Below are 26774 nucleotides of genomic sequence, written 5' to 3'. Positions count from 1 at the left end.
ACCGAAAGTATTCATGACGAAATCTGCGACTGCCCGGACTGCCAAGCCTGCTCGAAAGACCGCTTCTCGCAAAACTGTTTCGCGCAAATCCGCTCCGGCCAAAAAAGCGGTGAGCAAGCTGGCGTCGAAATCATCGGCCAAATCACCGGGGGGCAAGCTGCCGGAATGGGATCTTGCGGATCTCTACACGGCGATCGACGCGCCGGAGATTGCCGGAGATCTGGACAAGATCGATGCCGAATGCGCGGCCTTCGAAGCCGATTACAAGGGCAAGCTCGCGGAAGAGACGGCTAAGCCCGGCGGCGGTGTGTGGCTCGCGGGCGCTGTTCGCCGTTATGAGGCGATCGACGATCTGGCCGGCCGGCTCGGCTCCTATGCCGGTCTCGTCCATGCCGGCGACAGCGTCGATCCTGCGATTTCGAAATTCTACGGCGACGTCTCCGAGCGCATCACCGCGGCGTCGGTGCATCTCCTCTTCTTCGGCCTCGAACTCAATCGTGTCGACGATGCCGTGATCGAGCAGGCGATGCAGACGCCCGAGCTTGGCCACTACCGGCCGTGGATCGAAGACAGCCGCAAGGACAAGCCCTATCAGCTCGAAGACCGCGTCGAGCAGCTGTTTCACGAGAAGTCCCAGACCGGTTATGGCGCCTTCAACCGCCTGTTTGATCAGACCATCGCGGGGCTTCGCTTCAAGCTCGGCGGCAAGGAGCTGGCGATCGAGCCAACGTTGACCATGCTGCAGGACCGCGCGCCGGCCAAGCGCAAGGCGGCCGGGCAGGCGCTGGCGAAAACCTTCAAGGCCAATGAGCGCACCTTTGCGCTGATCACCAACACGCTGGCCAAGGACAAGGAAATCTCCGACCGCTGGCGCGGTTTCCAGGACATTGCGGATTCCCGCCATCTCAACAATCGCGTCGAGCGCGAAGTCGTCGATGCACTGGTGTCGTCCGTGCGCGCAGCCTATCCGCGGCTGTCGCATCGCTATTATCAATTGAAGGCGCGTTGGTTCGGCAAGAAGAAGCTCGCCCATTGGGACCGCAATGCGCCGCTGCCGTTTGCGCCGACCGGTACGATTCCATGGTCGGACGCACAGGACATGGTGCTATCTGCCTATGGCGCGTTTTCACCTGACATGGCCAATATCGCCAAGCGCTTCTTCACCGATCGCTGGATCGATGCGCCGGTGCGCCCGGGCAAGGCGCCCGGAGCGTTCTCGCATCCGACCACGCCGTCGGCGCATCCCTATGTGTTGATGAACTATCAGGGCAAGCCGCGCGACGTGATGACGCTCGCCCACGAACTTGGCCATGGCGTGCATCAGGTGCTCGCCGCCCGCAACGGTGCGCTGATGGCGCCGACGCCGTTGACGCTGGCCGAAACCGCCAGCGTGTTCGGCGAGATGCTGACCTTCAAACGGCTGCTGTCGCAGACCAAGAGCGCCAAGCAGCGTCAGGCGCTGCTGGCGGGAAAGGTCGAGGACATGATCAACACGGTGGTGCGGCAGATCGCGTTCTATTCATTCGAGCGCGCTGTTCACACCGAGCGCCGCCACGGCGAACTCACCGCGCAGCGGCTTGGCGAACTCTGGCTCAGCGTGCAGACCGAAAGCCTTGGGCCGGCGATCGAGATCAAACCGGGTTACGAGAACTTCTGGATGTACATCCCGCACTTCATCCATTCGCCGTTCTACGTCTATGCCTATGCCTTCGGCGATTGTCTCGTGAACTCGCTCTACGCGGTTTACGAGAATGCCCAGGAAGGTTTTGCAGAGCGCTATCTCGCGATGCTCGCCGCCGGCGGCACCAAGCACTATTCCGAACTGCTGAAGCCCTTTGGTCTCGACGCCAAGGACCCGGCTTTCTGGGATGGCGGCCTCTCGGTCATCTCAGGGATGATCGATGAGCTGGAAGCGATGGGGTAGGCGTGCGTAAAACATTTGTTGTACGTACGCGAGCTTTCTGTTATACATTCCGTACAACAGGGAGTTAGACCTATGAATGGAGCTGCCCGGAATCCCGAATTCGAGGCAACGGCGCTTCAAATTCGTAAAATTGGTAATTCGGTGGGAGTGATTTTGCCGAAGGAATTGCTCGCGCGCCTCAATTTGAAGGAGGGCGACAAATTCTATCCGGTTGAACAGCCAGACGGAAGCTTGCGGCTGTCTCCCTTCAATCCGAAGCATGCGCGGACGATGGAAATCGCCCGCAAGGTGATGCACGAATACAGGGATACATTCGCCGCGCTGGCCAAATGAACGCGACATTCGAGCCATTGTGGCTTGATGTCGATGAAGTAATCGACATGCACGCGGAACAGCTTGCTATGTTTGGTGGTCCCGAAGGTGTTCGGGACCACGGCCTCCTTGAGTCGGCAGTGCTACGGCCGATCAATCAATGGCATTACGGCGAGACTGATATGGCGGCGCTTGCTGCAGCTTATGGATACGGTCTCGCCAAAAATCATGCGTTCGTTGATGGCAACAAACGCATCGCCTTTCATGCGATGATGGTGTTCTTGCGCATGAATGATATCTCATTCGCCCCAGATCCCGGCCAAGCTACAGAGATCATCCTTGCCCTTGCTGCCGGCGAAGTCAGCGAGCAATCGCTCACGCGCTGGATTCGGGACAACTGGCCGGCCTGATGCACTGCGGTATGTAAAGATTGCCGTGGTATGCCAGCAACCGTTGCTCTCCCTAATCAATTACGCTAATTCCGTGGCAACATACGAAATACGAGGCGGGAGACCCTGATGTCCGATCACAGCGAAGTCGCTTACACCACGGCCGATGGCAACGACTATCCGGCGCATGAGCAGACCTATGAGGGCTTTCTCATGCTGGTGAAGTGGGGCACCATCGGCGTCATCGCCATCGTAGCCCTGATGGGCATCTTCCTCACCTGATCTATCGCCGATTGCGCCGCCCGACTCGGGTGGCGTCCTGTCCTATTTGCTCACGCGCGTGCCTTGCGCCGCCGGAGGCCCCATGAAGATTGCCGTTGCCAAGGAAATCGATCCGTCCGAACCGCGCGTGGCGATCTCGCCCGACACGGTGAAGAAGTTCAAGGCGCTCGGCGTCGATGTGGCGATTGAGCCTGGCGCCGGCATCAAGTCCGGCCTGCCGGATTCGGAATACACGGCCGTGGGCGCCACCATCAGCGCCGATGCGGTGAAGGACGCCGACATCGTCATCAAGGTGAAGCGTCCTGAGGTGTCCGAACTCGCCGGTTACAAGCGCGGTGCGCTGGTGATCGCGATCATGGACCCCTATGGCAACGATGCCGCACTGAAGGCAATGGCCGATGCCGGCGTGTCGGCCTTCGCGATGGAGCTGATGCCGCGCATCACCCGCGCGCAGGTGATGGACGTGCTGTCGAGCCAGGCCAATCTCGCCGGCTACCGCGCCGTCATCGAGGCCGCCGAGAGCTTCGGCCGCGCCTTCCCGATGATGATGACCGCGGCCGGCACCATTCCGGCCGCCAAGGTATTCGTGATGGGCGTCGGCGTCGCCGGCCTGCAGGCGATCGCGACCGCGCGCCGCTTGGGCGCGGTGGTCACCGCGACGGATGTGCGTCCGGCCACCAAAGAGCAGGTCGAGAGCCTCGGCGCGAAATTCCTCGCCGTGGAAGACGACGAGTTCAAGAACGCGCAGACCGCCGGCGGTTACGCCAAGGAAATGTCCAAGGAATATCAGGCCAAGCAGGCCGCGCTCACCGCCGAGCACATCAAGAAGCAGGACATCATTATCACCACCGCGCTGATCCCGGGTCGTCCGGCGCCGCGTCTGGTAACGGCCGAGATGGTGGCGTCCATGAAGCCCGGCTCAGTGCTGGTCGATCTCGCCGTCGAACGCGGCGGCAATGTTGAAGGCGCCAAGCCCGGCGAAGTCGCTGACGTCAACGGCATCAAGATCGTTGGTTATACCAATGTCGCCGGCCGCGTCGCCGCCTCGGCGTCGAGCCTCTATGCGCGCAATCTGTTCTCGTTCATCGAAACGTTGGTCAACAAAGAGACCAAGGCGCTCGCGGTGAACTGGGACGACGAACTGGTCAAGGCAACGGCCTTGACCAAGGACGGCGCCGTCATTCATCCGAACTTTCAGCCGAAGACCGCTTAAGGAGCGCTGCCATGGATCATGCCTCGCTGGTCAGCCCGTTCGTCTTTCAGCTCTCGATCTTCGTGCTTGCCGTGTTCGTCGGCTATTTCGTGGTGTGGTCGGTGACGCCCGCGCTGCATACGCCGCTGATGTCGGTGACCAATGCGATCTCCTCGGTGATCGTGGTCGGCGCACTGCTCGCGGTCGGCGTCAACATGGTCGGCAGTGGCGGCGCCTTGGCGCGCGGCTTCGGCTTCGTCGCGCTGATCTTTGCATGCGTCAATATTTTCGGCGGCTTCCTGGTCACGCAGCGCATGCTTGCGATGTACCAGAAGAAAAAGAAGTAAGGGCAGCCCGATGAACGCCAATCTCGCCGCACTGCTCTATCTCGTCGCGGGCATCCTCTTCATCCTGTCGCTGCGCGGGCTGTCCAGCCCGGCGTCCAGCCGGCAGGGTAATTTCCTCGGTATGGCCGGCATGGTCATCGCCGTGGGCACCACGCTGGCCGCGCATCCGCCGGCCGATGGGCTCGGCTGGGTCCTGGTGATCCTCGGTATCGCCATCGGTGGCGGCATCGGCGCGGTCATCGCCAAGCGCGTGCCGATGACCTCGATGCCCGAACTGGTCGCGGCCTTCCACTCGCTGGTCGGCATGGCCGCGGTGCTGGTTGCCGCCGGCGCGTTCTATGCGCCGGAAGCCTTCGGCATTCTCGATCCGGTGACCAAGAAGATCGTCGGCGCCAGCCTCGTCGAAATGTCGCTCGGCGTCGCCATCGGCGCGCTGACCTTCACCGGCTCGGTGATCGCGTTCGCCAAGCTCTCCGGCCGCATGAGCGGCTCGCCGATCATCCTGCCGGCGCGTCACATCATCAATATCGCGCTCGGCCTGGCGCTGGTGTTCTTCATCTTCGGTCTGGTCCGCTCGGGCAGCGCCGTGGATTTCTGGCTCATCACCGTCATCGCACTGGTGCTCGGCGCTCTGCTGATCATCCCGATCGGCGGCGCCGACATGCCGGTCGTGATCTCGATGCTGAACTCCTATTCCGGCTGGGCAGCTGCGGGCATCGGCTTTACGCTGGGCAATTCGGCGCTGATCATCACCGGTGCGCTGGTCGGCTCGTCCGGCGCGATCCTGTCCTACATCATGTGCCACGCGATGAACCGCTCCTTCATCTCGGTCATCCTCGGCGGCTTCGGCGGCGAGACCGCTGCAGCCGGTGGTGGCTCGGGTGAGCAGAAGCCGGCCAAGCTCGGCTCGGCGGACGACGCAGCCTTTATCATGAAGAACGCGCAGAAGGTCATCATCGTGCCCGGCTACGGCATGGCGGTGGCGCAGGCGCAACATGCGCTGCGTGAGATGGCCGATACGCTGAAGAAGGAAGGCGTCGAGGTGAAATACGCCATTCACCCGGTGGCCGGCCGTATGCCGGGCCACATGAACGTGCTGCTGGCGGAAGCCAACGTGCCTTATGATGAGGTGTTCGAACTCGAGGACATCAATTCGGAATTCGCGCAGGCTGACATCGCCTTCGTTATCGGCGCCAACGACGTCACCAATCCGGCGGCGGAAGACGACAAGACCTCGCCGATCTACGGCATGCCGGTGCTGCAGGTGTGGAAGGCCGGCACCGTGATGTTCATCAAGCGCTCGCTGGCGTCCGGCTATGCCGGCATCGACAACCCGCTGTTCTATCGCGACAACACCATGATGCTGCTCGGCGACGCGAAGAAGGTGACGGAGAACATCGTCAAGGCGATGTAAGTCCCACCCTGATGACCTTCATCAAAACGCCCGGCTACAAGCCGGGCGTTTTTTTTGTTTGAAAGGTCAGCTCGCAGCGTCTGCCTTTGGCAAGCGATACAGCGCGCACAGCTTGTTGCCGTCGGGGTCGCGCAGATAGGCCAGATAAAGCTTCACGCCGCCTTCGCGGATGCCCGGCGGCTCTTCGCAGGTGGTGGCGCCATTGGCGATGCCGGCGGCGTGCCAGGCATCGGCTTCTTCCTGCGATTTGGCGAGAAAGCCGATGGTGCCGCCATTGGCAGCGCAAGCAGGCTCGCCATTGATCGGCTTCGACACCGAGAAAGTACCCGTCTTGGTCCGCCAGAAAACCCGGTGGCGATCGACGGCGCCGGGCGGGACGCCCAGCGTGCCGAGCAGCTTGTCATAAAACGACTTCGCGGCTTCGAGGTCGTTGGTGCCGATCATGACATGTGAAAACATCTCGCTTCCTCTCCCACTTTCTTGCAAACTCACCTTCAGGCGATACGCAACTATACGCATCATATGCAGTTTGGCGAGACGGCATGATCCCGCCGCGCAATCGGTTTTGTGGGTCTGCAATGGCGGCGTGTCGCTTGCTGCCGAACCCGTTTTCAATCAGGACACTTGCTTGATGTCAGCACATCCCATGCCCAGATCGTCCTGGATTTTCCCCACGTTGGCCGTTCTGCTTTTTATCGCGACGTCGATCCCTTCGCTCGGGATCGGATTCACGGAGACGACTGCTGGCATTGTGTTCGCGGTTGTTCTGCTGGTCATCCTGTTCGGCACGGTGTTCGCCGCCGTGCATCATGCCGAAGTCATCGCACACAAGATCGGCGAACCGTTCGGCACGCTGTTGCTGACACTGGCCGTGACTATCATCGAGGTGGCGCTGATCGCCTCCATCATGCTGGGTGACAAGGCCGTCCCGACGCTGGCGCGCGATACTGTCTTCGCGGTGGTGATGATCGTTTGCAACGGGTTGGTTGGCATCTGCATCCTCGTCGGAGGGTTGCGTTACCGAGAGCAGGATTTTCAGGTCACGGGCTCGAATATTTATCTCAGTGTGCTGATTGTGATGGCGACGATCACGCTGATCCTGCCGAATTACACCCTGACCACTCCGGGACCGTTCTATTCGAACGCACAGCTCGCCTTCGTTAGCGTCGCCACCATCATGCTCTATGCGGTGTTTCTCTACACACAGACCATCCGACATCAGGATTACTTCGTTGCAGACGGAAGTAGCGAAGGTGCCGCAGGCGGGCATGTTTCCAACCGTCTTCTTGCCGTCAGCGCCGTTTTGCTGCTGGTCTCGTTGCTGGCGGTGGTGCTGCTGGCGAAGAAATTCTCGCTGGTGGTGGACGCCGGTATCGAACGGATCGGTGCACCGGAAGCTTTCGCCGGCATTCTCGTGGCGCTGCTGATCTTGCTGCCGGAAAGCGTCGCCGCCATTTCTGCCGCGCGTGGCAACGATCTGCAGAAGAGCATCAACCTCGCACTCGGCTCATCGCTCGCCACTATCGGACTGACGATACCTGCGGTTGCGGTGGCGGCCTATGCGTTAAACAAGGAACTGGTGCTCGGTCTCAGTGCGCAGAAGATGGTGCTGCTGGTGATGACGTTCGTGCTGAGCATGCTGACCTTTGGCACCGGACGCACAAACATCCTGTTCGGGCTGGTTCACTTGGTGGTGTTTGCGGTATTCATCTTCATGGTGTTTGTGCCGTGACCACTTTGGAGAATGAGACGATGCTCGCTGCCCAGTCCGACGTTCAGCAGGACACGCCCGAAGTTCGCGTCACCGAATGGCGGCTCGCGCCTGGCGCAGCGACTGGTCACCACACCCATGGGATGGACTATGTGATCGTTCCGATCACCACGAGCGTGATGACCATCGTTGCGCCGGACGGAACCCGCTCGCAGGCGCCGATCACGACCGGCAAATCCTATTTCCGCAAGGCAGGCGTCGAGCATGACGTTCTGAATGAAACCGACAAGGAAATCGTGTTTCTCGAGGTCGAGGTTAAGAAAGCTTAACCTTGTCTGCCTCCAGCGGCTGCCGGTTCATTGTGTTTAGCCTGCTGAGGACCACCTGAAACAATTCACTGCGACGGATTGGAACTTTGCCTTCGATCCGTCGCGATTGATCCCTGAATCAGCCTCAAATTCCTAGCATGAAGCAGCTTGGGGAAGAGGCCGGTTCATGCTGCACAAGTATCTCTCGAAGTTCACCATCGATATCTTGCCGTCGATTCTGGCGACGATCGTGGGTGCCTATATCGTCAATCACTACATCATCCCGAAGGCGAGCCCGGATCGCCCCGCTGCGGCTGTCGCATCGACGCCTGCGGAGCAGAAACCTGACACCAAGGCAGCGACAGCCAAGCCCGCCGAGAATTCTGCCGACCTCGCCAATCTGCCCGAATCGGCCCCGGCCAAGGCCGGCGACAAGCCGGTGGTCGAGAAGGCCAGCATCGAAAAGCCCGAGGCGGCCACGACACCCGAGCCGCGCCGCCATCAGCCGGCATTGCGCGAGAAGGCAGCGGCCAAGCCCGCGCCGGCTCCAGCGGCGCCTGCGTCCGTCCTTGCCACCGTGGGCACCGCGCCGGCGGCAAATGCCAGTGCCGATGAACGCCGCGACGCCAACGATCTCGCCCGTGCTGCCATCGAGCGCCTGAACCGCAGCGAGCCGCGCCCCCAGGAAGCTGCCCGTACGGCTGAGACCCCGCGCGCTCCGGAGGCGCCGCGGGTGCAGGAAGCCGCGCGGACTGTTTCCCCTCCGTCGATGCAGCAGCTGCCGCCGCCAATCGTGGTGGCGACGCCAAGCGTCGAGAAGTTCGATCCTATGCCTTCGCCGCAGTCTGAGCGTTCCGAAGCGCGGCGCATGCGACCGCCTGGCGAGATCCCGGCGCCGCAGCCGGTGGACCTGCAGGCGGATGCTGCTGGCACACCGCGATCTGAGCGCACCAACGTGGCCGAAGATGTGCTGTCTGCGGCAAAGTCGGTGCTCAATTCGGTGATCCCGCGCCCGTTCGAGCGGTAAGGGAACCGGTGGATTCTCCGCGCGTCGCTCTCACGCATGCAGGGCGACGTCGTATTGCTATCAGCCTGACCCCTGCCAGCTTTAGCTAGCCCGCGCGTCCACCCATGCGGGCGAGGCCGCTCCGCGCTGCATCGTCCTTCGGGCGCAGCGCGACCGCGCGGCTGTAGGAGTCTGCGGCCTTGGCCCTGTCGCCAAGCTTCTCATAGGTCGCGCCGCGGGTCAGCCAGACCTGGGCATTGCCCGGTGCCACCTGCGAAGCCTCGTCGAGATCCGCTGCGGCTTCCTGATGTTTCCCGAGGGCGAGATAGCATTGCGCGCGGCCGAGCAGGGGATCCGCCTGCTGCGGCGTCAGGCCGTTGGCTGACGTAAAATCCGCAATGGCGAATTCATATTTCTTCTCGGACTGATAGAGCAGCCCGCGTTGGTAGAAGGTCTGCGCACTGTGCGGATCGAGGTCGAGTGCCTGATTGAAGGCCAGCAGCGCGTCATCGGGCTTTCCGGACTGTGCGAGCGCCTGCGCGCGTGCAGCGTGGATCTGTGCATCCTGCGGATTGGTCTTGCCGGAATTCGCGGGCGGCGGGGGCGCCAGAACCGTCGTCTTCGGTTCGTCCTTGTCAGACCCTGGTGTTAGTGCCGACAGGTTGAACGAGCATCCGGTGCCGCACAGACCCGTAACTATAAGGGCAATCGCGGTAAGGCCGCGGGCGCCGAAGCGGGACGGGGACTTGCGGACGGGACATTCCATGCAGGGCCAATCTCACGCAGCGACCAATGACCTATTGGTAGCGCGACATCGGGCAAAATGCACCCGATCAAGACCAGCGCGCCAAGGAAGTAGTTCGGGCAAAAAGCAACTGCGCAAAAAAATAACGCGGGCTTTGGCCCGCGTTATCAAACTCGGTGGATGAAGTGTGCTTAGCGCGCCGGACGCGGAGCGCCTGCGCCGCCAGCGCCGGGACGGCCGCCACGATCGGCGCCAGGACCCGCGCCGAACACCGGCTTCGGCTTCATCGGCAGCAGGCCTTCGCGCTGCAGCTTCTTGCGAGCCAGCTTGCGTGCGCGACGCACAGCCTCAGCCTTCTCGCGAGCCTTCTTCTCAGAGGGCTTCTCGTAGTGACCGCGGAGCTTCATCTCGCGGAAAATACCCTCGCGCTGCATCTTCTTCTTCAGCGCCTTGAGAGCCTGATCGACGTTATTATCGCGAACGAGAACCTGCACGCGGCATCCTCTTTTCAATTGATCGGATTTGAATTTCGGTAAAGTGAAGGGCCGACAAAGGCCATGCCCTTAACCTCAAGGGCGCCGATGTACCAGATGAAATGGCGAATGTCCACCTTGCGGCGCCGTCATTTTAACCTTCTGGGCCGGGAAAATAACCTATTTTTTCCGAATTTTCCCGGGTGGGGATAGGGCAGGTTCCCTGTCTCGACAGGTATTGGAGCACGGACGCATAATTCCCGTGGCGACTCAGCCGGGACGCCGATTACGATCGGAGAGCATCATGAATGGGAAAAAATACGCGGCCGAGCTGATCGGCACCTTTTGGCTCACATTTGCAGGTTGTGGCAGTGCCGTAATCGCGGCAGCATTTCCGCAGGTCGGTATCGGTCTCGTCGGCGTCTCGCTGGCCTTCGGCCTCAGCGTCGTGACCATGGCCTATGCCATCGGCCACGTTTCGGGCTGCCATCTCAATCCTGCGGTCACCGTGGGCCTTGCGGCAGGTGGACGTTTTCCCGCCGGCCAGATTCTCCCTTATGTGATTGCGCAGGTCGTCGGTGCGGTTGCAGGTGCGGCCGTGTTGTATGTCATCGCCAGCGGCGCTGCCGGTTTCGACCTTGCCAAGGGCTTTGCGTCGAACGGCTACGGCGATCATTCGCCAGGCAAATACAGCATGGTCGCGGGCTTCATCATGGAAGTCGTGATGACCATGATGTTCCTGTTCATCATCATGGGCTCCACACACGGCAAGGCGCCTGCGGGCTTTGCGCCGCTGGCAATCGGGCTTGCGCTGGTGATGATCCACCTCGTCAGCATTCCAGTCACCAACACGTCGGTGAATCCGGCGCGCAGCACCGGGCCGGCATTGTTTGTCGGCGGCTGGGCACTGCAACAGTTGTGGCTGTTCTGGGTGGCACCGCTGGTTGGCGGTGTTCTCGGCGGCGCGATCTATCGCTGGCTGAGTGACGAGCCCACTGGCGTGGTGGAAGGCAAGGCGACCGCCTGACGATGAGGAGGTGAAGCCGGCGCCGTTACGTCGCCGGCTTCACTTCAACCACGTGGCCCATCTTGCGGCCGGGCTTCGGCGCGCCCTTGCCATAGAGATGCACGGTGGCGCCGGGGACGGTAAGCCACTTGCCGTAGTCGAGAATGTCGTCGCCGATCAGGTTGATCATGGTGACCTGGCCGTGGCGGACGGGTTTGGCGAGCGGCCAGCCGGCGATGGCGCGGATGTGCTGTTCGAATTGCGACACCGAAGCGCCATCGAGCGTCCAGTGGCCGGAATTGTGCACCCGCGGTGCGATCTCGTTGACCACCAGTGTCGCGCCGTCAATTGAGCCCTTTGGACCGGGGACGACGAACAGTTCGACCGCGAACACGCCGACATAGCCCAGCGCAGTGCCAATCTTCTCGGCGATCTCGCGTGCCTTCGCGGCAAGCGCGTCGGAGATGTGCGCGGGCGCATAGGAGAATTTCAGGATGTGATCGCGATGCTCGTTTTCGGTGACGTCGAAACATTCGACATGGCCGTCGGCGCCGCGTGCAGCGATGACCGAGACCTCGCGTTCGAATGGCACGAAGGCTTCAAGGATCGCGGAATTGGTGCCGAGATCCTTCCAGACCTGATCGAGATCGTCACCCTCGCGGATGATTGCCTGTCCCTTGCCGTCATAACCGAAGCGACGCGTCTTGATGACAGCTGGCAGGCCGATCTTCTTGACCGCGGCATGAAGCTCGCCAGCATTCGCAACGCCTGCGTAACCGGCCGTGCCGATACCCAGTGACGTTACAAAATCCTTCTCGGCCAGACGATCCTGCGTGGTCTGCAGGATGGCCTGTGCGGGCAGAACCGGGCGCCGCGCGTCGAGGATCATCGCGGTGGCGGCCGGCACGTTCTCGAATTCGTAGGTGATGACGTCGCAATCGCTGGCGAACAGTTCGAGCGCCTCGACATCCGCATATTCAGCACATGTCGCATTTTGCACCACATCGAAAGCCGGCGAATCCGGATCCGGTGAAAAAACCTGACAGCGCAGGCCGAGGCGTGCTGCGGACATCGCCAACATGCGACCGAGCTGGCCGCCACCGAGAATGCCGATCGTATCGCCCGGCTTGAGAACCTTCGTCACCACAGCGCTCACGCCGCACCTTCCGGCTTTTCAGCCACGGCATCGGTCTGCGCCTTGCGCCAGGCGGCGAGCTTTGTTGCCAGTGCCGTGTCGTGCAGCGCCAGCACGCTCGCCGCGAGCAGTGCCGCATTGATCGCGCCGGGTTTGCCGATGGCCAGCGTGCCGACGGGCACGCCGCCCGGCATCTGTACGATCGAATAAAGCGAGTCGACGCCGGACAGCGCCTTGGATTCCACGGGCACGCCGAATACCGGGAGTTCCGTCAGCGCCGCGGCCATGCCGGGCAAATGCGCAGCGCCGCCGGCACCGGCGATGATGATCTGGAAGCCCGCTGCCTTGGCGCCCTTGGCGAATGCGACCAGCCGGTCCGGCGTGCGGTGGGCCGAGACGATGCGCGCCTCATGGGATACGCCGAGCGCTGTCAGCGTTTCGGCGGCGTGGCGCATGGTTTCCCAGTCCGACTGGCTTCCCATAATAATGGCGACGGGCGCGGTCATTCCGTATTTTCTTTCGCGAATCCAGAAAGATAGGCTGGAAATACAATGTCGTCCCCTTGCGTGGCAAGGAGCGTGGCAAACATGATCTCGTCTTGGTGAAGACTGGCAAGCCTTGTAACAAATCCCATGCAAAAGAAAACCCGAACGCCTGCTCCAAAGTCGGTCAAACGTTCCATGAAGCCGGCGTTGCGCGGTTCCAAGGCGTTGGTGTCGCTGCCGAAAAGCCGCGCGCCGGCGGCCGCGCTGACGATTCGGGCGGCTGGAAGCGCAACTCACACAGGCCGAGGCGAAGATTGCCGAATTGCGAGCTTCGGCGGAACCGACTCCTGCTCGACATTCTCAACCGCCGTGGCTTTGCCCGCGAGCTGACCCGCGCCGTGGCCTTCATCGCCCGCTATAGCGCGACGGGTGCACTGATTGTGCTCGATGTCGACCGCCTCAAGCCAATCAACGACGCCTTCGGTCACGCGGCCGGCGACATCGTGCTCAAGGCAGTGGTTGGCGTGCTCTGGCGGCATGTCCGCGCATCCGACGTGATCGGGCGGCTGGGTGGTGATGAGTTCGTGCTGTTGCTGTGGAATGTCAGCGAAGTCGACGCGCGCGCCAAGGCGCAGGTTTTGGAAGCCGCGATCGACCAGCTCACTTTCGTCTTCCGCGACATCAACGTGTCGGCTGGCGCCTCTGCAGGCGTCGCACTGCTGGGTCCCGATGTCGATGGCGAAGCCGCGTTGGTTCAGGCCGACAGGGCGATGTACGTGCGCAAGACCGCGCGACGCGCGAAAGTGTAGTTAGCCATCGCCGGCGTTGGCGCCTTACAACGCGCTGAGGTCGCTTGGCACTTCGCCAAAGGCGCGGATCACCTGGGCGTCGCCGAACTCGCCGATCATCGGATCGCCGGTACGGCTGAAGGCCAGTGCGCCGATCGAGCCCGGTGCACGGGACAATAGTTCGGCGCGGCGGATGGCGCCGGATGCGCTCTGACATTCCTCGGCGGCACCGGCGGCCGGCGAACCAGAGTCGTCGTGCAGGAAGGGCAGTGCGACATAATAGGTGATATCGGCCATGGTGCCCTCACGAGTCGATTGATCTCGGCGCAAGAATGTTCTTATTTTGTTCTTATTGTCAAGTTTCCACAGCGCCTCGTTTGCAGTCGCCCCATTCCGCTCCTGTTAGGCCGCAATGGCTCGCTTGCGCAGTGCGAGCGTCACGTCGGCCAGCGCGAGCGCCATGGCGATCAATTCGCGGAGCCCAGCAGTTTTTCACCGCGCCACAATGCGATGCTGGCCAGAATCCAGAATTAAGTCTGGCTGTCGTGCCTACGATGCCGCGCGAAAAGAGCGGCGGCCGTCGCGAAGCAAGGTTTTGACGACGGGCGAGTTCAACGCCTAGCCTGCTGCATTCACCGCGAGTTAAAGAAAGCCGATCCATCGATCATCGCGCGTTGAGTTCGTAGCCCTAGCCGTTCTTTAACCGACGGCCACAGCGCGACGCGTTGTCTCAGGCAATAATATCCGGGGTGATCTGGTCTTCGATAAAGGAGATCCGGTCTTTCAGTTGAAGCTTCCTCTTCTTCAACCGTTGCAGTCGCAAAAGATCGGGTGCCGGTGAATGCTGCAAGGCATCGATAGCGGCGTCGAGGTCGCGATGTTCCTGCTGCAATCGGGCGAGTTCTAACGGGAGTTCGCGATCTTCGTCGTCGTTCATGTTTCTAGCTGACTGGATTCGCAAGTCATTTGCGAGAGATTTCTAGAGTGACTATCGCCGGTGCAGGCGCACCACGCAAGCCGTCCGGTTCCAGGTTTTTGCGGCGCAATTAGGTCACGATTCGTTTCAGACGATACCCGAAACTCAAAATACACTTTTCAATACCCATCGACAGATGTCCACTGTCATGTAGAATTCATCGTCCAACCGAACGTATCCTGAGGTTCAATCCTACCGAGGAGTTTTCGAATGGCACTACAGGCGCATCTCGTCGAACTGGAACGCAAGCACAAAGTTCTCGAAAGCGAATTGCACGAAGCGCTCGTGCACCTGTCTACCGACGATCTCCGCATCGTCGAACTCAAGCGTCGAAAACTGATGGTCAGGGACGAAATCCAGCGTCTCAAAAACGGGGCCAGCGAAACGGTGCACTGATCAACGGCTGCACTGATCAGCGAACGATAAATCACAGCATCGACATCACCGTCTACGTCACTGCTTTCGCGTAGGTGCGATGATGTCTTCCCCTCATCCCGCGATAGGTTTGCGACGAAGCTCCAGTATTCGGTTGGCCTGGATCGCTTCGCCTGCAACCTTTCGCGTTCAATGTCCCGCCATCTCAGCCACGTAGTCCGCGATGGCCAGCGATGATGTCAGCCCCGGTGACTCGATGCCGAACAGGTTGATAAGGCCCGGCACGCCATGGGTCTGGGCACCCTGGATCATGAAATCCTGCACCGCGACTGCGGGCGGCACGATCTTCGGCCGCATTCCGGAGTAGCTTGGCATCAATGCGCCGTCCGGCAGACTCGGCCAGTAGCGCCTGATGGCCGGATAGAACCTCTCTCCGCGTGCCGGATCGACCGTGTAGTCGATATGATCCACCCACTCGACGTCAGGGCCGAAACGCGCCTGGCCGGCCAGATCGAGCGTGAGATGCACGCCGAGGCCGCCCGGTTCCGGCACGGGATAGATCAGCCGCGAGAACGGTGCTTTCGCATTGCAGCTGAAGTAGCAGCCCTTCGCCAGATAAGCGGGCGGTATCAGGTCGAGCGGCATGCCGTCGAGCATGCGAGCGATCGCGGTTGCGGACAGGCCTGCTGAATTGATCAGCATGTCGCAGGCTAGTGTCATCGGAGCTTCGCCGCCGACATCCAGTTCGAAACCGTCGGCGGTGACCCGGCCACGTTCCAGGGGCGCGAGGAATGCGAAGGCCGCGCCCGCGGCTTCCGCTTCACCGCGCAGCGACAACATGTAGCTGTGGCTGTCGACGATCCCCGTGGAGGGGGACAACAGCGCGGCTTCGCAAGCCAGTGCCGGCTCCAGCGCCCGTGCCTCTGTCCCGGATAATTGCTTGAGGTCAGCGACGCCATTGGCTTCGGCATGCGCTTTGATCGACGCCAGTTTGGCTATCTCCTCCCGACGTGTGGCGACGATCAGTTTCCCGGAGTTGCGATGTGGGATGCCGCGATCGCGGCAATAATCATAGAGCGCCTGTTTTCCAGCGACGCAGAGCCGTGCCATCAGGCTTCCGGCCGGATAATAGATGCCGGCATGGATGACCTCGCTGTTGCGCGACGAGGTCACGGTACCGATCGCGTCCGCGGCCTCCAGCACGATGACCTCGCGTCCCGCTTCCGCCAGTCGCCGGGCGATCGCAAGACCCACAACGCCGGCGCCCACCACCACGCACTCAACCTTGTCCATGTCGCGTCCGATAGTTTGCTGCGCCGGTCAGCTGCGGTTCGACCTTGCGCATGTGGCGCATTAGTAAAACATTAAGCATCACAGCTAATTACCACCAAATTTCGCCGCATTCTGCAGGTGCGACGATACGTATTTACCTGATCCACATACCTGTAACCAAACACTCACGCTGCGAATACGCGGGTGTGTAATGACTGGCAAGATCGGGCGATCAGACAGCAAGGCGGCAGTGTCCGTCATCGCAGTCGCGTGCCTTCTCGGCAGCATTGCCGGAGCCCACGCAGAATCCCCGGCGGTTCATTATATCAGTGAGCTCGACCCGCAAATGATCTGGCAGATCCTCATCGGTGGATTTGTCGCGCTGGCATTTCTCGCCGCCATTGTGCTGTGGGTCGCCTCGGCGCTGCGCAATGTGCGTCGCGAGCAGCATCGTCGCAATGCGTTTGTCGGTTCTGCCCTCAATCATCTCGGCCAAGGCATCGTGATGCTCGACGACCAGAAGCGGGTCGTGTTTTGCAACGATCGCTATCTTGAGATCTACGACCTGACGCGCGCCGACATCACCAAGGATATTACCGGTCCAGAATTGCGTGAGTTACGCCGCCAGCGTGGCAAGCTCGATCTGGCCACCCAGAGCTTCTACGAGCAGACTGTTTCCGCCGGCGAGTACATTGCCGAAATGCCCGGCGGGCAATCCGTTCACGTCAAGTTCAGCCGGCTTCCCAATGGCGGCGCCATTGGGATTCATGAGGACTGCACCGAGCAGCGTTTCCTGCAGCGCGAGCTTGCGACCACCAAGCAATTCCTCGAATCTGTCCTTGATCACGTCCCGATCTGCGTCGCGGCCAAGACCATTGACGATGGCCGCTATATCTTCGCCAACCGGGCTTTCGAGACCTTCTCTCGGCTCTCGCGCGATAAGATCGTCGGCAAGCGACCGGATCAGATATTCTCCGCACAGTCTGCGAAAGCGATTGCCGAAGCCGATGCCCTGGCAGTGGAAACGCGCAGTCAGTGTCGCAGCGAGTTCAATGTGGAGATTGGCTCAGACCTCCGCACGCTGGATAGCAATCGCGTGATTGCCTTTAACGAACGCAATGAGCCGGCATTTCTGATTGCGCTGTTCGAGGATGTGACCGACCGCAAGTCGCTGTCCAAGGAACTGGAGAACGCCAAGAAATTCCTTGAGACCGTGCTCGACAACATTCCTGTGTCGCTGATGGTGCAACAGATCAGCACCGGTCGTTATCTGTTCGCCAATCGCGGCGCAGAAGTCATTCTGGGTCGCAAACGCGAAGACGCTATCGGTCTGACTGTTCCCGAAATGCTTCGCCCGGAAGAAGCGAAGCTGATCGTCAGTCGGGATCAGGCGGCGATCAGGGGCCGAACACCGATTGCGGAAGAGCATCCGATCAGCACGCGCGACGGATTGCGGCTGTTCCTGACCCGGCGGGTCACAGTGCTCGACGAAGCAGGCGAGCCGCAATATCTGATCAAGACCCACGAAGATGTGACCGACCGCCGCCAGACCGAGGCGCGGATGGCGCATATGGCTTATCACGACGGCCTGACTGATCTGCCGAACCGCCCGGCCTTTTTGCAGGCTCTGTCGCAGATGATCGATGCCTGCGGCGAGACCTCCGAGGAATTCGCGGTGCTGTCGATCGATCTCGACGGCCTGAAGGAGGTCAACGATGTCTTCGGTCATGCCATCGGTGACAAGCTGCTGATCGAAGTGTCGCGTCGTGTCGATGCAGCCGTGGGCGGCGGAGTTGTGGCGCGGCTCGGCGGTGACGAGTTCGGCGTGATCATCGACGGCGCGCAGCCCGCGGCTGGGCTGTTGATCGCAGAGCGGATCTCCGCGGCCCTTGCGGAGGAATTCCCGATCGAAGGCAAATCGGTGCGGACAGGCGTCACCACGGGCATCTCGCTGTTCCCGCGCGACGGCCATGACCCGGCCGCGTTGCTGGCGAATTCCGGCGCGGCGCTGTTCCGTGCCAAGTCGCAGTCGCGCGGTTCGATCAGCATCTTCGAGCCGCAAATGGACCAGCAACTGCGCGATCGCCGCGTGCTGCATCAGGACCTCTCGGCCGCGATCCGCAATGGCGAATTGTCGCTGCACTACCAGCCCCAGGCACGCGCCGGCCAGACCGTGGTCGATGCCGACATTACGGGCTTCGAGGCGTTGGCGCGGTGGATTCATCCGACGCGCGGTTTCGTGCCGCCCGGAGACTTCATTCCGCTGGCCGAAGAAAGTGGTCTGATCGTCGAGATGGGCGAGTGGATCCTGCGCCAGGCCTGCCTTGAGGCCGCCTCGTGGCCGGTACCGCTGCAGATCGCGGTCAACCTGTCGCCCGCGCAGTTCATGCACGGTGATCTCGTCGGCCTCGTGCATTCGATCCTGCTCGAAACCGGCCTGCAGCCCGGTCGCCTTGAGCTGGAAATCACCGAGGGCGTGCTGATCGAGGATTTCGATCGCGGCGTCGCGTTGCTACGGCGGTTGAAGGCGCTCGGTGTGCGCATCTCGATGGATGACTTCGGCTCCGGCTATTCCTCGCTGACCTATCTGCAGGCATTCCCGTTCGACAAGATCAAGATCGACCGCGCTTTCGTGATCAATCTGGGGCTCAATCCGCAGTCCGCCGCCATCGTGCGCGCGGTCATCGGGCTGGGCCATGGCCTCGATGTCGCGATCGTTGCGGAAGGCGTCGAGACCCACGAGCAACTCTGCTTCCTCGCCAGCGAAGGCTGCGACGGCGTACAAGGCTACTTCATCGGGCGTCCTGCCCCGATTGCGCAATATGCTGCGCTGGTCGGACGGATTGCCGCCGCTGCGCCCGCCGCGCGCATGGTCGGTTGAGCGACAGGCCGTTGCGAAGTGCTGATGTTGTTGAGCCCGCGGCGTTCCGCGGCTAGCTTGCGGTTATGACGAATCTCACTGCGACAGTCGCGGATCCGGCGGCCAGCGATGCGCCGGTCATCGCCTATCCCACGCCCTTGCTGCGGATCGACGGTGTCACCAAAAAATTCGGCGCGCATAGCGCAGTGGACAATCTCTCTTTGGACATCAAGGCCGGTGAATTCTTCGCGCTGCTCGGCCCGAGCGGTTGTGGCAAGACCACGTTACTGCGCATGCTGGCAGGCTTCGAAGCGCCGGACACGGGCAAGATCGAGTTGAACGGCGAGGATATCGCCGCGGTCTTGCCGCATCAGCGGCCCGTCAACATGATGTTCCAGAACTACGCGCTGTTTCCGCATCTCAACGTGCGCGACAATATCGGTTTCGGTCTCAAGAGCGCTGGCCTGACGCGTCTCGGCATCGATACGCGGGTTGCCGAGATGGTGGCGCTGGTCAAGCTCCAGGGACTGGAGAAGCGCCGACCGGATCAATTATCGGGCGGCCAGAAACAACGCGTGGCGCTCGCCCGGGCGCTGGCGCGGCATCCACAATTGTTGCTGCTCGATGAGCCGCTGGCAGCTCTCGACAAGAAACTGCGTGAGGAAACCCAGGTCGAATTGATGGCGCTGCAGCGCCAGCTCGGCACCACCTTTGTGATCGTCACCCACGATCAGGAGGAGGCGATGACCATGGCCGACCGCATCGGCGTCATAAATGACGGTCGCCTGCAACAGGTAGCGACACCGCGACAGCTTTATGAGGCGCCGGCGTCGCGCTGGGTCGCGGAGTTCGTCGGCGACATCAACATCATCGAGGGCGGGATCACGCATCGTGACAGTCATCGCCTGACCATTGCAGGCCGCGACGTAGGAACCCTGTTTGCGATCGAGCCGCGACAACCTGTCGGCGACGCGGTCATCTGCGTTGCGATCCGCCCGGAGAAGATCCGGTTGTCGCGTCGCGGGCCGGCAACGGACCTCGTCAATAGCGGCGCCATGAACAGCCTTGAGGGTGTCATTTCCGACGTCGGCTATCTCGGCGGTCGCTCGCTCTACAAAGTGAAGCTCGACCGTGGAGCCACATTGCGGGTCGCTCTCGCTAATACGGCGCGTCTCGATGTCGATGCCTATTCGATCGGCGAGCGCGTTGCGGCATGGTTCGCCCCCGATGATTGCGTGGTGCTGGTTCAATGAGCCGCAATGGCATCTTTACGGCGCCGGCGCGGCTGGCTGCCATCCCGCCCTATGTCTGGATGGTGCTGTTCTTTCTGGTACCCTTCGGCTTCGTGCTGAAGATCAGCCTGTCGCAGACAGCGATTGCGCAGCCACCTTATATGCCGGTGTTCAGTCTGTCCGAAGGAATCGCCGGGCTAAAGGCGTCGTTTGCCGCGCTGTCGCTGGATAATTTCCGGCTGCTCGTTTCGGACAATCTCTATCTTGCGTCCTATCTGCGCAGTGTCCTTGTCGCCGTCGTGTCGACCCTGATCTTGCTCGCGGTCGGTTATCCCATCGCCTATGGCATGGCGCGTTTGCCGCGACGCTGGCAGGGCATTGCGATGATGCTGGTGATCGTGCCGTTCTGGACCTCGTTCCTGATCCGCATCTATGCCTGGATCAACATCCTGCAGCATGACGGCTTGCTCAATAAGGTCCTTCTTGCGCTGCACGTCGTATCGACGCCAATCGTGTGGCTCTCCACCGACAGTGCGATGTATCTCGGCATCGTCTATTCCTATCTGCCTTTCATGATCCTGCCGCTCTATGCCACGCTGGCGAAGCAGGACCCGTCGCTGATTGAGGCCGCCGCCGATCTCGGCGTCTCGCGCATCGACGCCTTCTGGCTGGTGACGGTTCCCTTGTCCCTGCGCGGCGTCGGCGCCGGTGCACTGCTGTGCTTCATTCCGATCATGGGCGAATTCGTCATTCCCGATCTGCTCGCCGGATCGAATTCATTGATGATCGGCCAGACGCTGTGGCTCGAATTCTTCACCAACAAGGATTGGCCGGTCGCCTCTGCCACCGCCATCGTGTTGCTTGGACTGCTGTTGATCCCGTTATTGGTCTATGACCGGCTGCAGCGCCGGCAGCTGGAGGCGCGCTGATGGCCGTGCATCCGCTTCGCCTGTCGCGCTTCAATGTCACGTCGCTGGTGCTTGGCCTGGCGTTTCTCTATCTGCCGATCGTCATTCTGGTCATCTATTCGTTCAACGCCTCGCGGCTGGTGACGGTATGGGGCGGCTGGTCGACGCGCTGGTACACCGAATTTTTCAATGACCGCGCGATGCTGGACGCTGCCTGGATGAGTCTTCGCGTGGGTGTCATGTCAGCAACACTGGCAACGCTGCTCGGCACTTTGGCCGCGATAGCGTTGACGCGTGGTGCGGGATTTCGCGGCCGAATGCTGATGTCCGGGATGCTCTATGCGCCGCTGGTGATGCCCGAGGTGATCACCGGCCTGTCACTGCTGCTGCTGTTCGTGGCGCTGGATGCCGGGCGCGGCTTTGTCACGGTGACCATCGCACACACCACACTCACCATGTGCTTCGTCGCCGTCGTGGTGCAATCGCGCCTCGCGGGGATTGATCGCAGCCTCGAGGAAGCGGCGATGGATCTCGGCCGCGATCCGCTCCGCGCATTTATAGCCGTCACGTTGCCGCTGATCTGGCCGGCCATTGCCGCCGGCTGGATGCTGGCCTTCACGCTGTCGCTCGACGACCTCGTCATCGCCAGTTTTACGACCGGGCCGGGTTCGGCGACGCTACCGATTAGGATCTATTCGGAAGTGCGTCTTGGCGTGAAACCGGAGATCAACGCCATCTGCACGCTGATCGTCGGTTTCATCGCCGTCGTTATCGTGCTGGCATCGCTGGTGTCTAAACTGTCGAGCGCCCGGGGCGAAAGCGCCGCGCCGTTGTAAGGCAAAAAGTTAGTTCGCCTTCGGTGCTGCATCCGCAGGCGCTGCCGCCGCAGGCGCATCGGCGGGCTTATCCGGCTCTGCTACCGGCGCCTGTTTGGGCACGCCCGTAAAGCGCTCGATCACCGAGCGTACAGCGTCGCGGGTCTTGCGATCCTTCACCGCATCCAGCAAAGGCGCCGCGCCCGGCGACCGGCGGATCAGGCTTTCTGGATCTGGGAAGATCAGCGGATCGTCCCACGGGCCTTGGATCACAAAAGGCAACTCGAAGCCGCCGGTGCCGTTGGTTGCCGGATTGAGACTGGCAATGCCCTTGAAATCATATTCGCGCGCCGGCACCGACGCGGTACCGGTCAGCGTCAGTTTCGCAGCGGGACCATCGATACGGATATCCTGCGCGGTGGCGATGCCGTCGTTGAATTTCACGGACATGTTGAGCGTGTTGAACGGTGTCGAACCCGAGCGGAAATTGCCGGCGCCGGACAGCGGACGTCGCTCCAGCCTTTTCAAAAGCTGTTCGACGTTGAAGCCGCTGATGGCGCCGTCATGACCGGTCAGCGTCGCGGTGCCGTCAAGCGATTGCGCGAGACCGAAGGGCGATGAGCCCGAGGCCTCCAGCATCATGCTGAGATTGCCGCGGCCGGTGAGCTTGTTGACGCCGAACAGATCGCTGGCACAGGCCTGCAGGTCGACATCGCTGAACTGGAACTGGGCCTTCACATCGGCCACGGCATCGGAATGGGCAACATTGAACGAACCACGGACGATGCCGCCATACATCTGCGCCTCACCCACCGACAGCGCCAATGTGCCGCCGCGCAGGTTGGCGCCGAGCGCGGTGCGGCCAAGCACTGAGGAGCCGACGGTGACCTTGGCGGCCGACAGGCGCATGTCGAGATCGGTGGTGGACAGCGCGTTTAAGTCGAACAGCTGCCGGTTCCAGTCACGGGCGCCGGAGGCCAGCAGCCGCACGGTAGACACATAGGGCGTGAAGTCGAGTGCACCGGCAGCCAGCGTCGCCTGCAGCGTCTGACGGCCTGTATTGCTATAAGTCATGACGCCTTCGGCGCTGTTGCCGTCGAGTTCAACATTGACGTTGGTCAGCGCGATCGATGGGCCCACTAGGCTGGCACGCGCCTTCAGGGCAAAGCGGCCGAAACCGCCGGAGCCGGGCGGTGCCTGGCCGACCCAGCGCAGCGCATTGCGCAGCGACATGCTGTCGGCAGTCAGCGTACCTTCCATGACTAGGCTGGCCTTGTTGGCGACGGTGCCGTCGAACGCCAGCTTGATCGGCGCACCGGCGATGCGTGCCTTTACGCCGGAGCGCTCACCGGACAGCGCCGCAATGAAGTCGCTGACGCTGAGGCTGCCGTCGATGCGTTCGCCGCGCCAGTCGAACTGGCCGGTTGCAGCGAATGAGCGCGAGATCGATGGCCAAGCCAGTGAGAGGTCGATGTCGCCGAGACGCTCGGTGTTGTGCGGGTCCTGATAGTGCAGCACGCCATCCTGGATGCGGATTTCGGAGAAGGATAGTGGCTGTTCAGCGCCCGGCCTCATGGTGCGGGCGATGGACTCGATGAATGGCGTCCAGTTGCTTTCGCCGGAGGCCTCGCGAATCACGCGGATGCGCGGCCGCAGCATCATCATGTCGGCGATCTCGAAGCGCTGCAGCAGCAGCGGCAACAGCCGCAGATTGGCCGTCAGCACATCGACCGTCAAAGCGGGATCGATCGACCCGCCGCCTTTCAGGCCGACATCGTGAAACGAGACATAGCTGCCTGGAAAGACCGAGACATCCACCGCGCCGTTGACGACGAAATCCAGCCCGGTCACGGCGCGGATCTGGGCCTCCACGGCATGACGCAGCGTATCGCGGTTAAGCAACCACGACATGGCAAACAGCCCGATCACTGCAACACCCAGGAGCGCCGCAATCGGCATCCCCAGGCGTCTTATTCCTTGGGCACTCGTCAATGAACTATCCGGGTTGGTTGGTGGTCACACATAGCGGGGCGGCATCCATGTGCGCCCACGTCCAAGGTCCTCAATTTGAAGGGTTTTCTTGACGCTTTCAAGGCCATAGCGGGGGTGATGGGGTCGCAGTCCCCCGCGATTGACCTGCCGCGGAGTTTCCGCCTAATAATCCACGACATAGCCGCCCGCGCCCGCTGGGTTCTCAGCGCATTCCTGCATCAGGTCGATTCCCATGAACAAGGTCTACCCCGACGCCAAATCGGCACTCGACGGCATTCTCAAGGACGGCATGATGATCATGTCCGGCGGCTTCGGCCTCTGCGGCATTGCCGAGGACCTGTCGGACGCATTGCGCGATTCCGGGGTCAAGGACCTCACCGTGGTGTCCAATAACGCCGGCGTCGACGGCATCGGCCTGTCGCGCCTGCTGGAAACCCGCCAGATCAAGAAGATGATCTCGTCCTATGTCGGCGAGAACAAGCTGTTCGCCCAGCAGTATCTGGCCGGCGAACTGGAACTCGAATTCTCCCCGCAGGGCACGCTGGCCGAGCGTATCCGCGCCGGCGGCGCCGGCATTCCTGGCTTTTACACCAAGACCGGCGTCGGCACGCTGATCTCGGAAGGCAAGCCGACCATGGAATTCAATGGCGAGACCTACATGCTGGAGCGTGGTCTGTTCGCCGACATTGCCATCGTGCACGCCTGGAAGGGCGATACCGCCGGCAACCTCGTCTATCGCAAGACCGCCCGCAACTTTAACCCGATGATGGCGACCGCCGCCAAGATCACCATTGCCGAAGTCGAGCATCTGGTGCCGGCCGGCGAGATCGATCCGGATCACATTCACACCCCCAGCATTTTTGTGAAGCGCATTGTCGAGGTCGGTACCGGCAAGAAGCGGATCGAAAAAGTCACCTCGCGTCAGCGTCCCGCGTAACCGCCAAAAGCAAAAACAGGAGAGAACGATGGCTTGGACCCGTGATCAAATGGCAGCGCGCGCGGCTAAGGAACTGCGCGACGGATATTACGTCAATCTCGGCATTGGTATTCCGACGCTGGTGTCAAACTACATTCCCGAAGGCGTCGACGTTCAGCTGCAGAGCGAGAACGGCATGCTCGGCATGGGCCCTTTCCCCTATGAGGGCGACGAAGATCCGGACCTCATCAATGCCGGCAAGCAGACCGTCACCGAACTGCCGGAGACCAGCTATTTCTCGTCGGCGGATTCGTTCGGCATGGTCCGTGGCGGTCATATTGATTTGTCGATCCTCGGCGCCATGCAGGTCGCCCAGAATGGCGATCTCGCCAACTGGATGATCCCAGGCAAGATGGTGAAGGGCATGGGCGGTGCGATGGACCTCGTCGCTGGCGTCAAGCGCGTCGTTGTCGTGATGGAACATTCTGCCAAGGATGGCGCCAAGTTGCTGAAGAGCTGCAACCTGCCGCTGACCGGTGAGCGCGTCGTCGACATGGTCGTCACCGATCTCGCGGTGTTCACCATCGACAAGCATGGCAATGACGGCATGGCCCTGATCGAACTCGCCGATGGCGTGACGCTCGATGAGGTGAAGGCCAATACCGAAGCTGAATACCGGGTCGCGCTGACCAACACCTGAACGATTGCGCGCTCCGAACGTTGACCTGATGCCCGGCCTCGTGCCGGGCATTCGTGTTAGTATCTGCCTTCTCATCTCTTTAGTTGAGCATGATCTTTCGGAAAGCCGGTTTCCACTTTTCCGGATCATACTCTAGGAAGCCGACATGCGCGCCAGTCTCGAAGACCGTTTCTTCCTGCTTCTGATCGTCGTGGTCACGTTGGCCTTCGGCTGGATCATGAGCTCATTCTACAGCGCGATCCTGTGGGGCGTGGTCATCGCGATCATGTTCGCGCCGATGCATCGGCGGCTGGAGCGCCGGATGCCCAAGCATCCAAACTCGGCCGCCTTGCTCACCGTGGGATTGATCGTGCTGATCGTGATCCTGCCGCTGACATTGGTTGGCGCATCGCTGGCGCAGGAAGCGGCCGTCGTTGTCGGCAAGATGAAGTCGGGTCAGTTCAATCTCGGCACGTTTCTGCAGCAGATACTTGATGCCGTCCCGCAATGGGCGAGGGGACTGCTGGATCGCTTCGGCGTCGCCAATCTTGGCGGCATGCAGGACAAGCTGACTGAGGGCCTCGTCAAAGGCAGTCAGTACTTTGCATCGCAGGCGCTCAATATCGGTCAGAGCACGTTCGACTTCATCATTAATCTCGGCATCATGCTCTATCTGCTGTTTTTCCTGTTCAAGGACGGCGAAGCGTTGTCGCAGCGTGTGAAGAATGCGATCCCGCTGCGGCCGGAGTTGCGCGATGATCTGATGGAGAAGTTCACGGTGGTGATCCGGGCCACGGTGAAGGGCGGCATTCTGGTGGCGCTGGCGCAGGGCGCGCTCGGCGGGCTGATCTTCTCGATCCTTGGCATCAACGCTGCGTTGCTCTGGGCCGTGCTGATGGCGTTCCTGTCGCTGTTGCCGGCGGTGGGTGCTGGCCTCGTCTGGATGCCGGTCGCGCTCTATCTGCTGGCGACGGGCTCCGTCGTTCAGGGCGTGATCCTGATCGCCTATGGATTTCTCGTCATCGGTCTGGTCGACAACATCCTGCGCCCGATGCTGGTCGGCAAGGACACCAAGCTGCCGGATTATCTGGTGCTGATCGCGACGCTCGGGGGCATCGATGCGCTGGGCCTCAATGGCTTCGTCGTCGGTCCGGTAATCGCTGCAATGTTTGTTGCGGGCTGGGCGATTTTCGCGCAGTCGCGAAAGGAAGTTACAGGCGACGCCGCTTAAT

Annotated in this window: 29 protein-coding genes and 1 pseudogene; 20 read left to right on the top strand and 10 right to left on the bottom strand. The window is 61.4% G+C overall.

Going from position 1 to position 26774, the window contains the following annotated elements; translation table 11 throughout:
* The first annotated feature begins 13 nt into the window (after positions 1 to 13).
* The 7 genes from AB7783_RS18780 to AB7783_RS18750 all read left to right on the top strand — a co-directional run bounded on the left by AB7783_RS18780 (position 14) and on the right by AB7783_RS18750 (position 5860).
* Positions 14 to 1924, top strand: a complete 1911-nt coding sequence (locus tag AB7783_RS18780) for a M3 family oligoendopeptidase (protein ID WP_441278460.1) — start codon at positions 14 to 16, stop codon at positions 1922 to 1924.
* 72 nt (positions 1925 to 1996) lie between these two features.
* Positions 1997 to 2257, top strand: a complete 261-nt coding sequence (locus AB7783_RS18775) for an AbrB/MazE/SpoVT family DNA-binding domain-containing protein (protein ID WP_120287136.1) — start codon at positions 1997 to 1999, stop codon at positions 2255 to 2257.
* Positions 2254 to 2646 (top strand): type II toxin-antitoxin system death-on-curing family toxin, encoded by a 393-nt coding sequence (locus AB7783_RS18770; RefSeq protein ID WP_175367820.1) that lies wholly within the window; start codon positions 2254 to 2256, stop codon positions 2644 to 2646. Before AB7783_RS18775 ends, AB7783_RS18770 begins: the two co-directional genes overlap by 4 nt.
* A 108-nt stretch (positions 2647 to 2754) precedes the next feature.
* Positions 2755 to 2907 (top strand): aa3-type cytochrome c oxidase subunit IV, encoded by a 153-nt coding sequence (locus AB7783_RS18765; RefSeq protein WP_089265886.1) that lies wholly within the window; start codon positions 2755 to 2757, stop codon positions 2905 to 2907.
* 82 nt (positions 2908 to 2989) lie between these two features.
* Positions 2990 to 4120, top strand: a complete 1131-nt coding sequence (locus AB7783_RS18760) for a Re/Si-specific NAD(P)(+) transhydrogenase subunit alpha (protein WP_120287134.1) — start codon at positions 2990 to 2992, stop codon at positions 4118 to 4120.
* A gap of 11 nt (positions 4121 to 4131) precedes the next feature.
* Positions 4132 to 4446, top strand: a complete 315-nt coding sequence (locus AB7783_RS18755; RefSeq protein WP_089265888.1) for a proton-translocating transhydrogenase family protein — start codon at positions 4132 to 4134, stop codon at positions 4444 to 4446.
* A 10-nt stretch (positions 4447 to 4456) separates the two neighbouring features.
* Positions 4457 to 5860 (top strand): NAD(P)(+) transhydrogenase (Re/Si-specific) subunit beta, encoded by a 1404-nt coding sequence (locus tag AB7783_RS18750; RefSeq protein ID WP_093757128.1) that lies wholly within the window; start codon positions 4457 to 4459, stop codon positions 5858 to 5860.
* 66 nt (positions 5861 to 5926) lie between these two features.
* Here the strand turns inward: AB7783_RS18750 and AB7783_RS18745 are convergent, their stop codons facing one another.
* On the bottom strand, positions 5927 to 6319 hold the full coding sequence (locus tag AB7783_RS18745; protein ID WP_441278459.1) for a VOC family protein: 393 nt from the start codon (positions 6317 to 6319) through the stop codon (positions 5927 to 5929).
* A gap of 172 nt (positions 6320 to 6491) precedes the next feature.
* Here AB7783_RS18745 and AB7783_RS18740 point away from each other — a divergent pair, with 172 nt between their 5' ends.
* The 3 genes from AB7783_RS18740 to AB7783_RS18730 all read left to right on the top strand — a co-directional run bounded on the left by AB7783_RS18740 (position 6492) and on the right by AB7783_RS18730 (position 8906).
* Complete coding sequence (locus tag AB7783_RS18740) at positions 6492 to 7592, top strand: calcium:proton antiporter (protein WP_089266242.1); 1101 nt, start codon at positions 6492 to 6494, stop codon at positions 7590 to 7592.
* A 20-nt stretch (positions 7593 to 7612) separates the two neighbouring features.
* A complete protein-coding gene (locus AB7783_RS18735; protein ID WP_068730343.1) occupies positions 7613 to 7900 on the top strand; it encodes a cupin domain-containing protein in 288 nt (95 codons plus the stop codon).
* Between the two features lie 166 nt (positions 7901 to 8066).
* Positions 8067 to 8906, top strand: a complete 840-nt coding sequence (locus tag AB7783_RS18730; RefSeq protein ID WP_441278458.1) for a hypothetical protein — start codon at positions 8067 to 8069, stop codon at positions 8904 to 8906.
* Positions 8907 to 8991: 85 nt separating this feature from the next.
* Here the strand turns inward: AB7783_RS18730 and AB7783_RS18725 are convergent, their stop codons facing one another.
* Together AB7783_RS18725 and rpsU are read right to left on the bottom strand one after the other, a co-directional pair.
* Entirely contained in the window at positions 8992 to 9651 is a 660-nt protein-coding gene (locus tag AB7783_RS18725) for a tetratricopeptide repeat protein (RefSeq protein WP_441278457.1), read from the bottom strand.
* 170 nt (positions 9652 to 9821) lie between these two features.
* Entirely contained in the window at positions 9822 to 10124 is a 303-nt protein-coding gene (gene rpsU / locus AB7783_RS18720) for a 30S ribosomal protein S21 (RefSeq protein WP_089265892.1), read from the bottom strand.
* Between the two features lie 283 nt (positions 10125 to 10407).
* Between rpsU and aqpZ the strand changes: the two genes are divergently transcribed.
* Complete coding sequence (gene aqpZ / locus AB7783_RS18715) at positions 10408 to 11130, top strand: aquaporin Z (RefSeq protein WP_093757126.1); 723 nt, start codon at positions 10408 to 10410, stop codon at positions 11128 to 11130.
* Positions 11131 to 11155: 25 nt separating this feature from the next.
* On the opposite strand, the gene AB7783_RS18710 is transcribed toward aqpZ, so the two are convergent.
* From AB7783_RS18710 to AB7783_RS18700, 3 genes are read right to left on the bottom strand one after another with little or no spacing between them, the layout of a single operon-like run.
* Positions 11156 to 12253: a 5-(carboxyamino)imidazole ribonucleotide synthase gene (locus AB7783_RS18710; RefSeq protein ID WP_441278456.1), complete on the bottom strand. Its 1098-nt coding sequence runs from the start codon at positions 12251 to 12253 to the stop codon at positions 11156 to 11158.
* 8 nt (positions 12254 to 12261) lie between these two features.
* Positions 12262 to 12750, bottom strand: coding sequence for a 5-(carboxyamino)imidazole ribonucleotide mutase (gene purE, locus AB7783_RS18705; RefSeq protein ID WP_068728790.1), 489 nt, complete (start codon positions 12748 to 12750; stop codon positions 12262 to 12264).
* The gene (locus tag AB7783_RS18700; protein ID WP_441279785.1) at positions 12747 to 12926 is read right to left on the bottom strand and encodes a hypothetical protein; all 180 of its coding nucleotides are present in this window, start codon (positions 12924 to 12926) and stop codon (positions 12747 to 12749) included. The genes purE and AB7783_RS18700 overlap by 4 nt, the downstream gene beginning before the upstream one ends.
* On the opposite strand from AB7783_RS18700, the pseudogene AB7783_RS18695 reads away from it, so the two are divergent.
* Positions 12877 to 13538 (top strand): annotated as a pseudogene (locus tag AB7783_RS18695) (GGDEF domain-containing protein). The gene AB7783_RS18700 and the pseudogene AB7783_RS18695 sit on opposite strands and share 50 nt — an antisense overlap.
* Before the next feature lie 24 nt (positions 13539 to 13562).
* On the opposite strand, the gene AB7783_RS18690 reads toward AB7783_RS18695, so the two are convergent.
* Positions 13563 to 13814, bottom strand: a complete 252-nt coding sequence (locus AB7783_RS18690; RefSeq protein ID WP_068728784.1) for a hypothetical protein — start codon at positions 13812 to 13814, stop codon at positions 13563 to 13565.
* A gap of 433 nt (positions 13815 to 14247) precedes the next feature.
* Complete coding sequence (locus AB7783_RS18685; protein WP_068728782.1) at positions 14248 to 14454, bottom strand: YdcH family protein; 207 nt, start codon at positions 14452 to 14454, stop codon at positions 14248 to 14250.
* Between the two features lie 249 nt (positions 14455 to 14703).
* Between AB7783_RS18685 and AB7783_RS18680 the strand changes: the two genes are divergently transcribed.
* The gene (locus AB7783_RS18680; protein WP_068728781.1) at positions 14704 to 14889 is read left to right on the top strand and encodes a YdcH family protein; all 186 of its coding nucleotides are present in this window, start codon (positions 14704 to 14706) and stop codon (positions 14887 to 14889) included.
* Between the two features lie 168 nt (positions 14890 to 15057).
* Here AB7783_RS18680 and AB7783_RS18675 read toward each other — a convergent pair whose 3' ends face one another.
* Positions 15058 to 16161 carry an NAD(P)/FAD-dependent oxidoreductase gene (locus AB7783_RS18675; protein ID WP_441278455.1) on the bottom strand — a complete coding sequence of 368 codons (1104 nt, stop codon included), beginning with the start codon at positions 16159 to 16161 and terminating at the stop codon, positions 15058 to 15060.
* Between the two features lie 190 nt (positions 16162 to 16351).
* Here AB7783_RS18675 and AB7783_RS18670 point away from each other — a divergent pair, with 190 nt between their 5' ends.
* The 4 genes from AB7783_RS18670 (at position 16352) to AB7783_RS18655 (ending at position 21976) form a co-directional block, all read left to right on the top strand.
* Positions 16352 to 19021: a sensor domain-containing protein gene (locus AB7783_RS18670; RefSeq protein ID WP_120287129.1), complete on the top strand. Its 2670-nt coding sequence runs from the start codon at positions 16352 to 16354 to the stop codon at positions 19019 to 19021.
* A gap of 65 nt (positions 19022 to 19086) precedes the next feature.
* Complete coding sequence (locus AB7783_RS18665; protein ID WP_441278454.1) at positions 19087 to 20253, top strand: ABC transporter ATP-binding protein; 1167 nt, start codon at positions 19087 to 19089, stop codon at positions 20251 to 20253.
* Entirely contained in the window at positions 20250 to 21161 is a 912-nt protein-coding gene (locus AB7783_RS18660; protein ID WP_439059851.1) for an ABC transporter permease, read from the top strand. The genes AB7783_RS18665 and AB7783_RS18660 overlap by 4 nt, the downstream gene beginning before the upstream one ends.
* Positions 21161 to 21976, top strand: coding sequence for an ABC transporter permease (locus AB7783_RS18655; protein WP_093757119.1), 816 nt, complete (start codon positions 21161 to 21163; stop codon positions 21974 to 21976). Before AB7783_RS18660 ends, AB7783_RS18655 begins: the two co-directional genes overlap by 1 nt.
* A 9-nt stretch (positions 21977 to 21985) precedes the next feature.
* Here the strand turns inward: AB7783_RS18655 and AB7783_RS18650 are convergent, their stop codons facing one another.
* Entirely contained in the window at positions 21986 to 23914 is a 1929-nt protein-coding gene (locus AB7783_RS18650; protein ID WP_441278453.1) for an AsmA family protein, read from the bottom strand.
* 265 nt (positions 23915 to 24179) lie between these two features.
* Between AB7783_RS18650 and AB7783_RS18645 the strand changes: the two genes are divergently transcribed.
* The 3 genes from AB7783_RS18645 (at position 24180) to AB7783_RS18635 (ending at position 26773) form a co-directional block, all read left to right on the top strand.
* Entirely contained in the window at positions 24180 to 24884 is a 705-nt protein-coding gene (locus AB7783_RS18645; protein ID WP_441278452.1) for a CoA transferase subunit A, read from the top strand.
* A 28-nt stretch (positions 24885 to 24912) separates the two neighbouring features.
* Positions 24913 to 25563, top strand: a complete 651-nt coding sequence (locus AB7783_RS18640) for a 3-oxoacid CoA-transferase subunit B (protein ID WP_439059849.1) — start codon at positions 24913 to 24915, stop codon at positions 25561 to 25563.
* Positions 25564 to 25708: 145 nt separating this feature from the next.
* Positions 25709 to 26773, top strand: coding sequence for an AI-2E family transporter (locus AB7783_RS18635; RefSeq protein WP_441278451.1), 1065 nt, complete (start codon positions 25709 to 25711; stop codon positions 26771 to 26773).
* Position 26774: the final 1 nt, after the last annotated feature.

Origin of the sequence: Tardiphaga sp. 172_B4_N1_3, assembly GCF_052076035.1 — a bacterium.
GTDB lineage: Bacteria > Pseudomonadota > Alphaproteobacteria > Rhizobiales > Xanthobacteraceae > Tardiphaga > Tardiphaga robiniae.
This window is presented reverse-complemented; position numbering and strand designations above follow the sequence as displayed.

What these genes read in the sequence shown, in the direction of transcription:
- AB7783_RS18635 (WP_441278451.1), top strand. Translation starts at nt 25,709, where the DNA reads ATGCGCGCCAGTCTCGAAGACCGTTTCTTCCTGCTTCTGATCGTCGTG.
- AB7783_RS18755 (WP_089265888.1), top strand. Translation starts at nt 4,132, where the DNA reads ATGGATCATGCCTCGCTGGTCAGCCCGTTCGTCTTTCAGCTCTCGATC.
- AB7783_RS18770 (WP_175367820.1), top strand. Translation starts at nt 2,254, where the DNA reads ATGAACGCGACATTCGAGCCATTGTGGCTTGATGTCGATGAAGTAATC.
- AB7783_RS18665 (WP_441278454.1), top strand. Translation starts at nt 19,087, where the DNA reads ATGACGAATCTCACTGCGACAGTCGCGGATCCGGCGGCCAGCGATGCG.
- AB7783_RS18685 (WP_068728782.1), bottom strand. Translation starts at nt 14,454, where the DNA reads ATGAACGACGACGAAGATCGCGAACTCCCGTTAGAACTCGCCCGATTG.
- AB7783_RS18700 (WP_441279785.1), bottom strand. Translation starts at nt 12,926, where the DNA reads ATGGAACGTTTGACCGACTTTGGAGCAGGCGTTCGGGTTTTCTTTTGC.
- AB7783_RS18735 (WP_068730343.1), top strand. Translation starts at nt 7,613, where the DNA reads ATGCTCGCTGCCCAGTCCGACGTTCAGCAGGACACGCCCGAAGTTCGC.
- AB7783_RS18765 (WP_089265886.1), top strand. Translation starts at nt 2,755, where the DNA reads ATGTCCGATCACAGCGAAGTCGCTTACACCACGGCCGATGGCAACGAC.
- AB7783_RS18730 (WP_441278458.1), top strand. Translation starts at nt 8,067, where the DNA reads ATGCTGCACAAGTATCTCTCGAAGTTCACCATCGATATCTTGCCGTCG.
- AB7783_RS18725 (WP_441278457.1), bottom strand. Translation starts at nt 9,651, where the DNA reads ATGGAATGTCCCGTCCGCAAGTCCCCGTCCCGCTTCGGCGCCCGCGGC.
- AB7783_RS18640 (WP_439059849.1), top strand. Translation starts at nt 24,913, where the DNA reads ATGGCTTGGACCCGTGATCAAATGGCAGCGCGCGCGGCTAAGGAACTG.
- AB7783_RS18645 (WP_441278452.1), top strand. Translation starts at nt 24,180, where the DNA reads ATGAACAAGGTCTACCCCGACGCCAAATCGGCACTCGACGGCATTCTC.
- AB7783_RS18680 (WP_068728781.1), top strand. Translation starts at nt 14,704, where the DNA reads ATGGCACTACAGGCGCATCTCGTCGAACTGGAACGCAAGCACAAAGTT.
- AB7783_RS18740 (WP_089266242.1), top strand. Translation starts at nt 6,492, where the DNA reads ATGTCAGCACATCCCATGCCCAGATCGTCCTGGATTTTCCCCACGTTG.
- aqpZ (WP_093757126.1), top strand. Translation starts at nt 10,408, where the DNA reads ATGAATGGGAAAAAATACGCGGCCGAGCTGATCGGCACCTTTTGGCTC.
- AB7783_RS18650 (WP_441278453.1), bottom strand. Translation starts at nt 23,914, where the DNA reads ATGCCGATTGCGGCGCTCCTGGGTGTTGCAGTGATCGGGCTGTTTGCC.
- AB7783_RS18670 (WP_120287129.1), top strand. Translation starts at nt 16,352, where the DNA reads ATGACTGGCAAGATCGGGCGATCAGACAGCAAGGCGGCAGTGTCCGTC.
- purE (WP_068728790.1), bottom strand. Translation starts at nt 12,750, where the DNA reads ATGACCGCGCCCGTCGCCATTATTATGGGAAGCCAGTCGGACTGGGAA.
- AB7783_RS18745 (WP_441278459.1), bottom strand. Translation starts at nt 6,319, where the DNA reads ATGTTTTCACATGTCATGATCGGCACCAACGACCTCGAAGCCGCGAAG.
- AB7783_RS18750 (WP_093757128.1), top strand. Translation starts at nt 4,457, where the DNA reads ATGAACGCCAATCTCGCCGCACTGCTCTATCTCGTCGCGGGCATCCTC.
- AB7783_RS18760 (WP_120287134.1), top strand. Translation starts at nt 2,990, where the DNA reads ATGAAGATTGCCGTTGCCAAGGAAATCGATCCGTCCGAACCGCGCGTG.
- AB7783_RS18655 (WP_093757119.1), top strand. Translation starts at nt 21,161, where the DNA reads ATGGCCGTGCATCCGCTTCGCCTGTCGCGCTTCAATGTCACGTCGCTG.
- AB7783_RS18780 (WP_441278460.1), top strand. Translation starts at nt 14, where the DNA reads ATGACGAAATCTGCGACTGCCCGGACTGCCAAGCCTGCTCGAAAGACC.
- AB7783_RS18690 (WP_068728784.1), bottom strand. Translation starts at nt 13,814, where the DNA reads ATGGCCGATATCACCTATTATGTCGCACTGCCCTTCCTGCACGACGAC.
- AB7783_RS18660 (WP_439059851.1), top strand. Translation starts at nt 20,250, where the DNA reads ATGAGCCGCAATGGCATCTTTACGGCGCCGGCGCGGCTGGCTGCCATC.
- AB7783_RS18675 (WP_441278455.1), bottom strand. Translation starts at nt 16,161, where the DNA reads ATGGACAAGGTTGAGTGCGTGGTGGTGGGCGCCGGCGTTGTGGGTCTT.
- AB7783_RS18775 (WP_120287136.1), top strand. Translation starts at nt 1,997, where the DNA reads ATGAATGGAGCTGCCCGGAATCCCGAATTCGAGGCAACGGCGCTTCAA.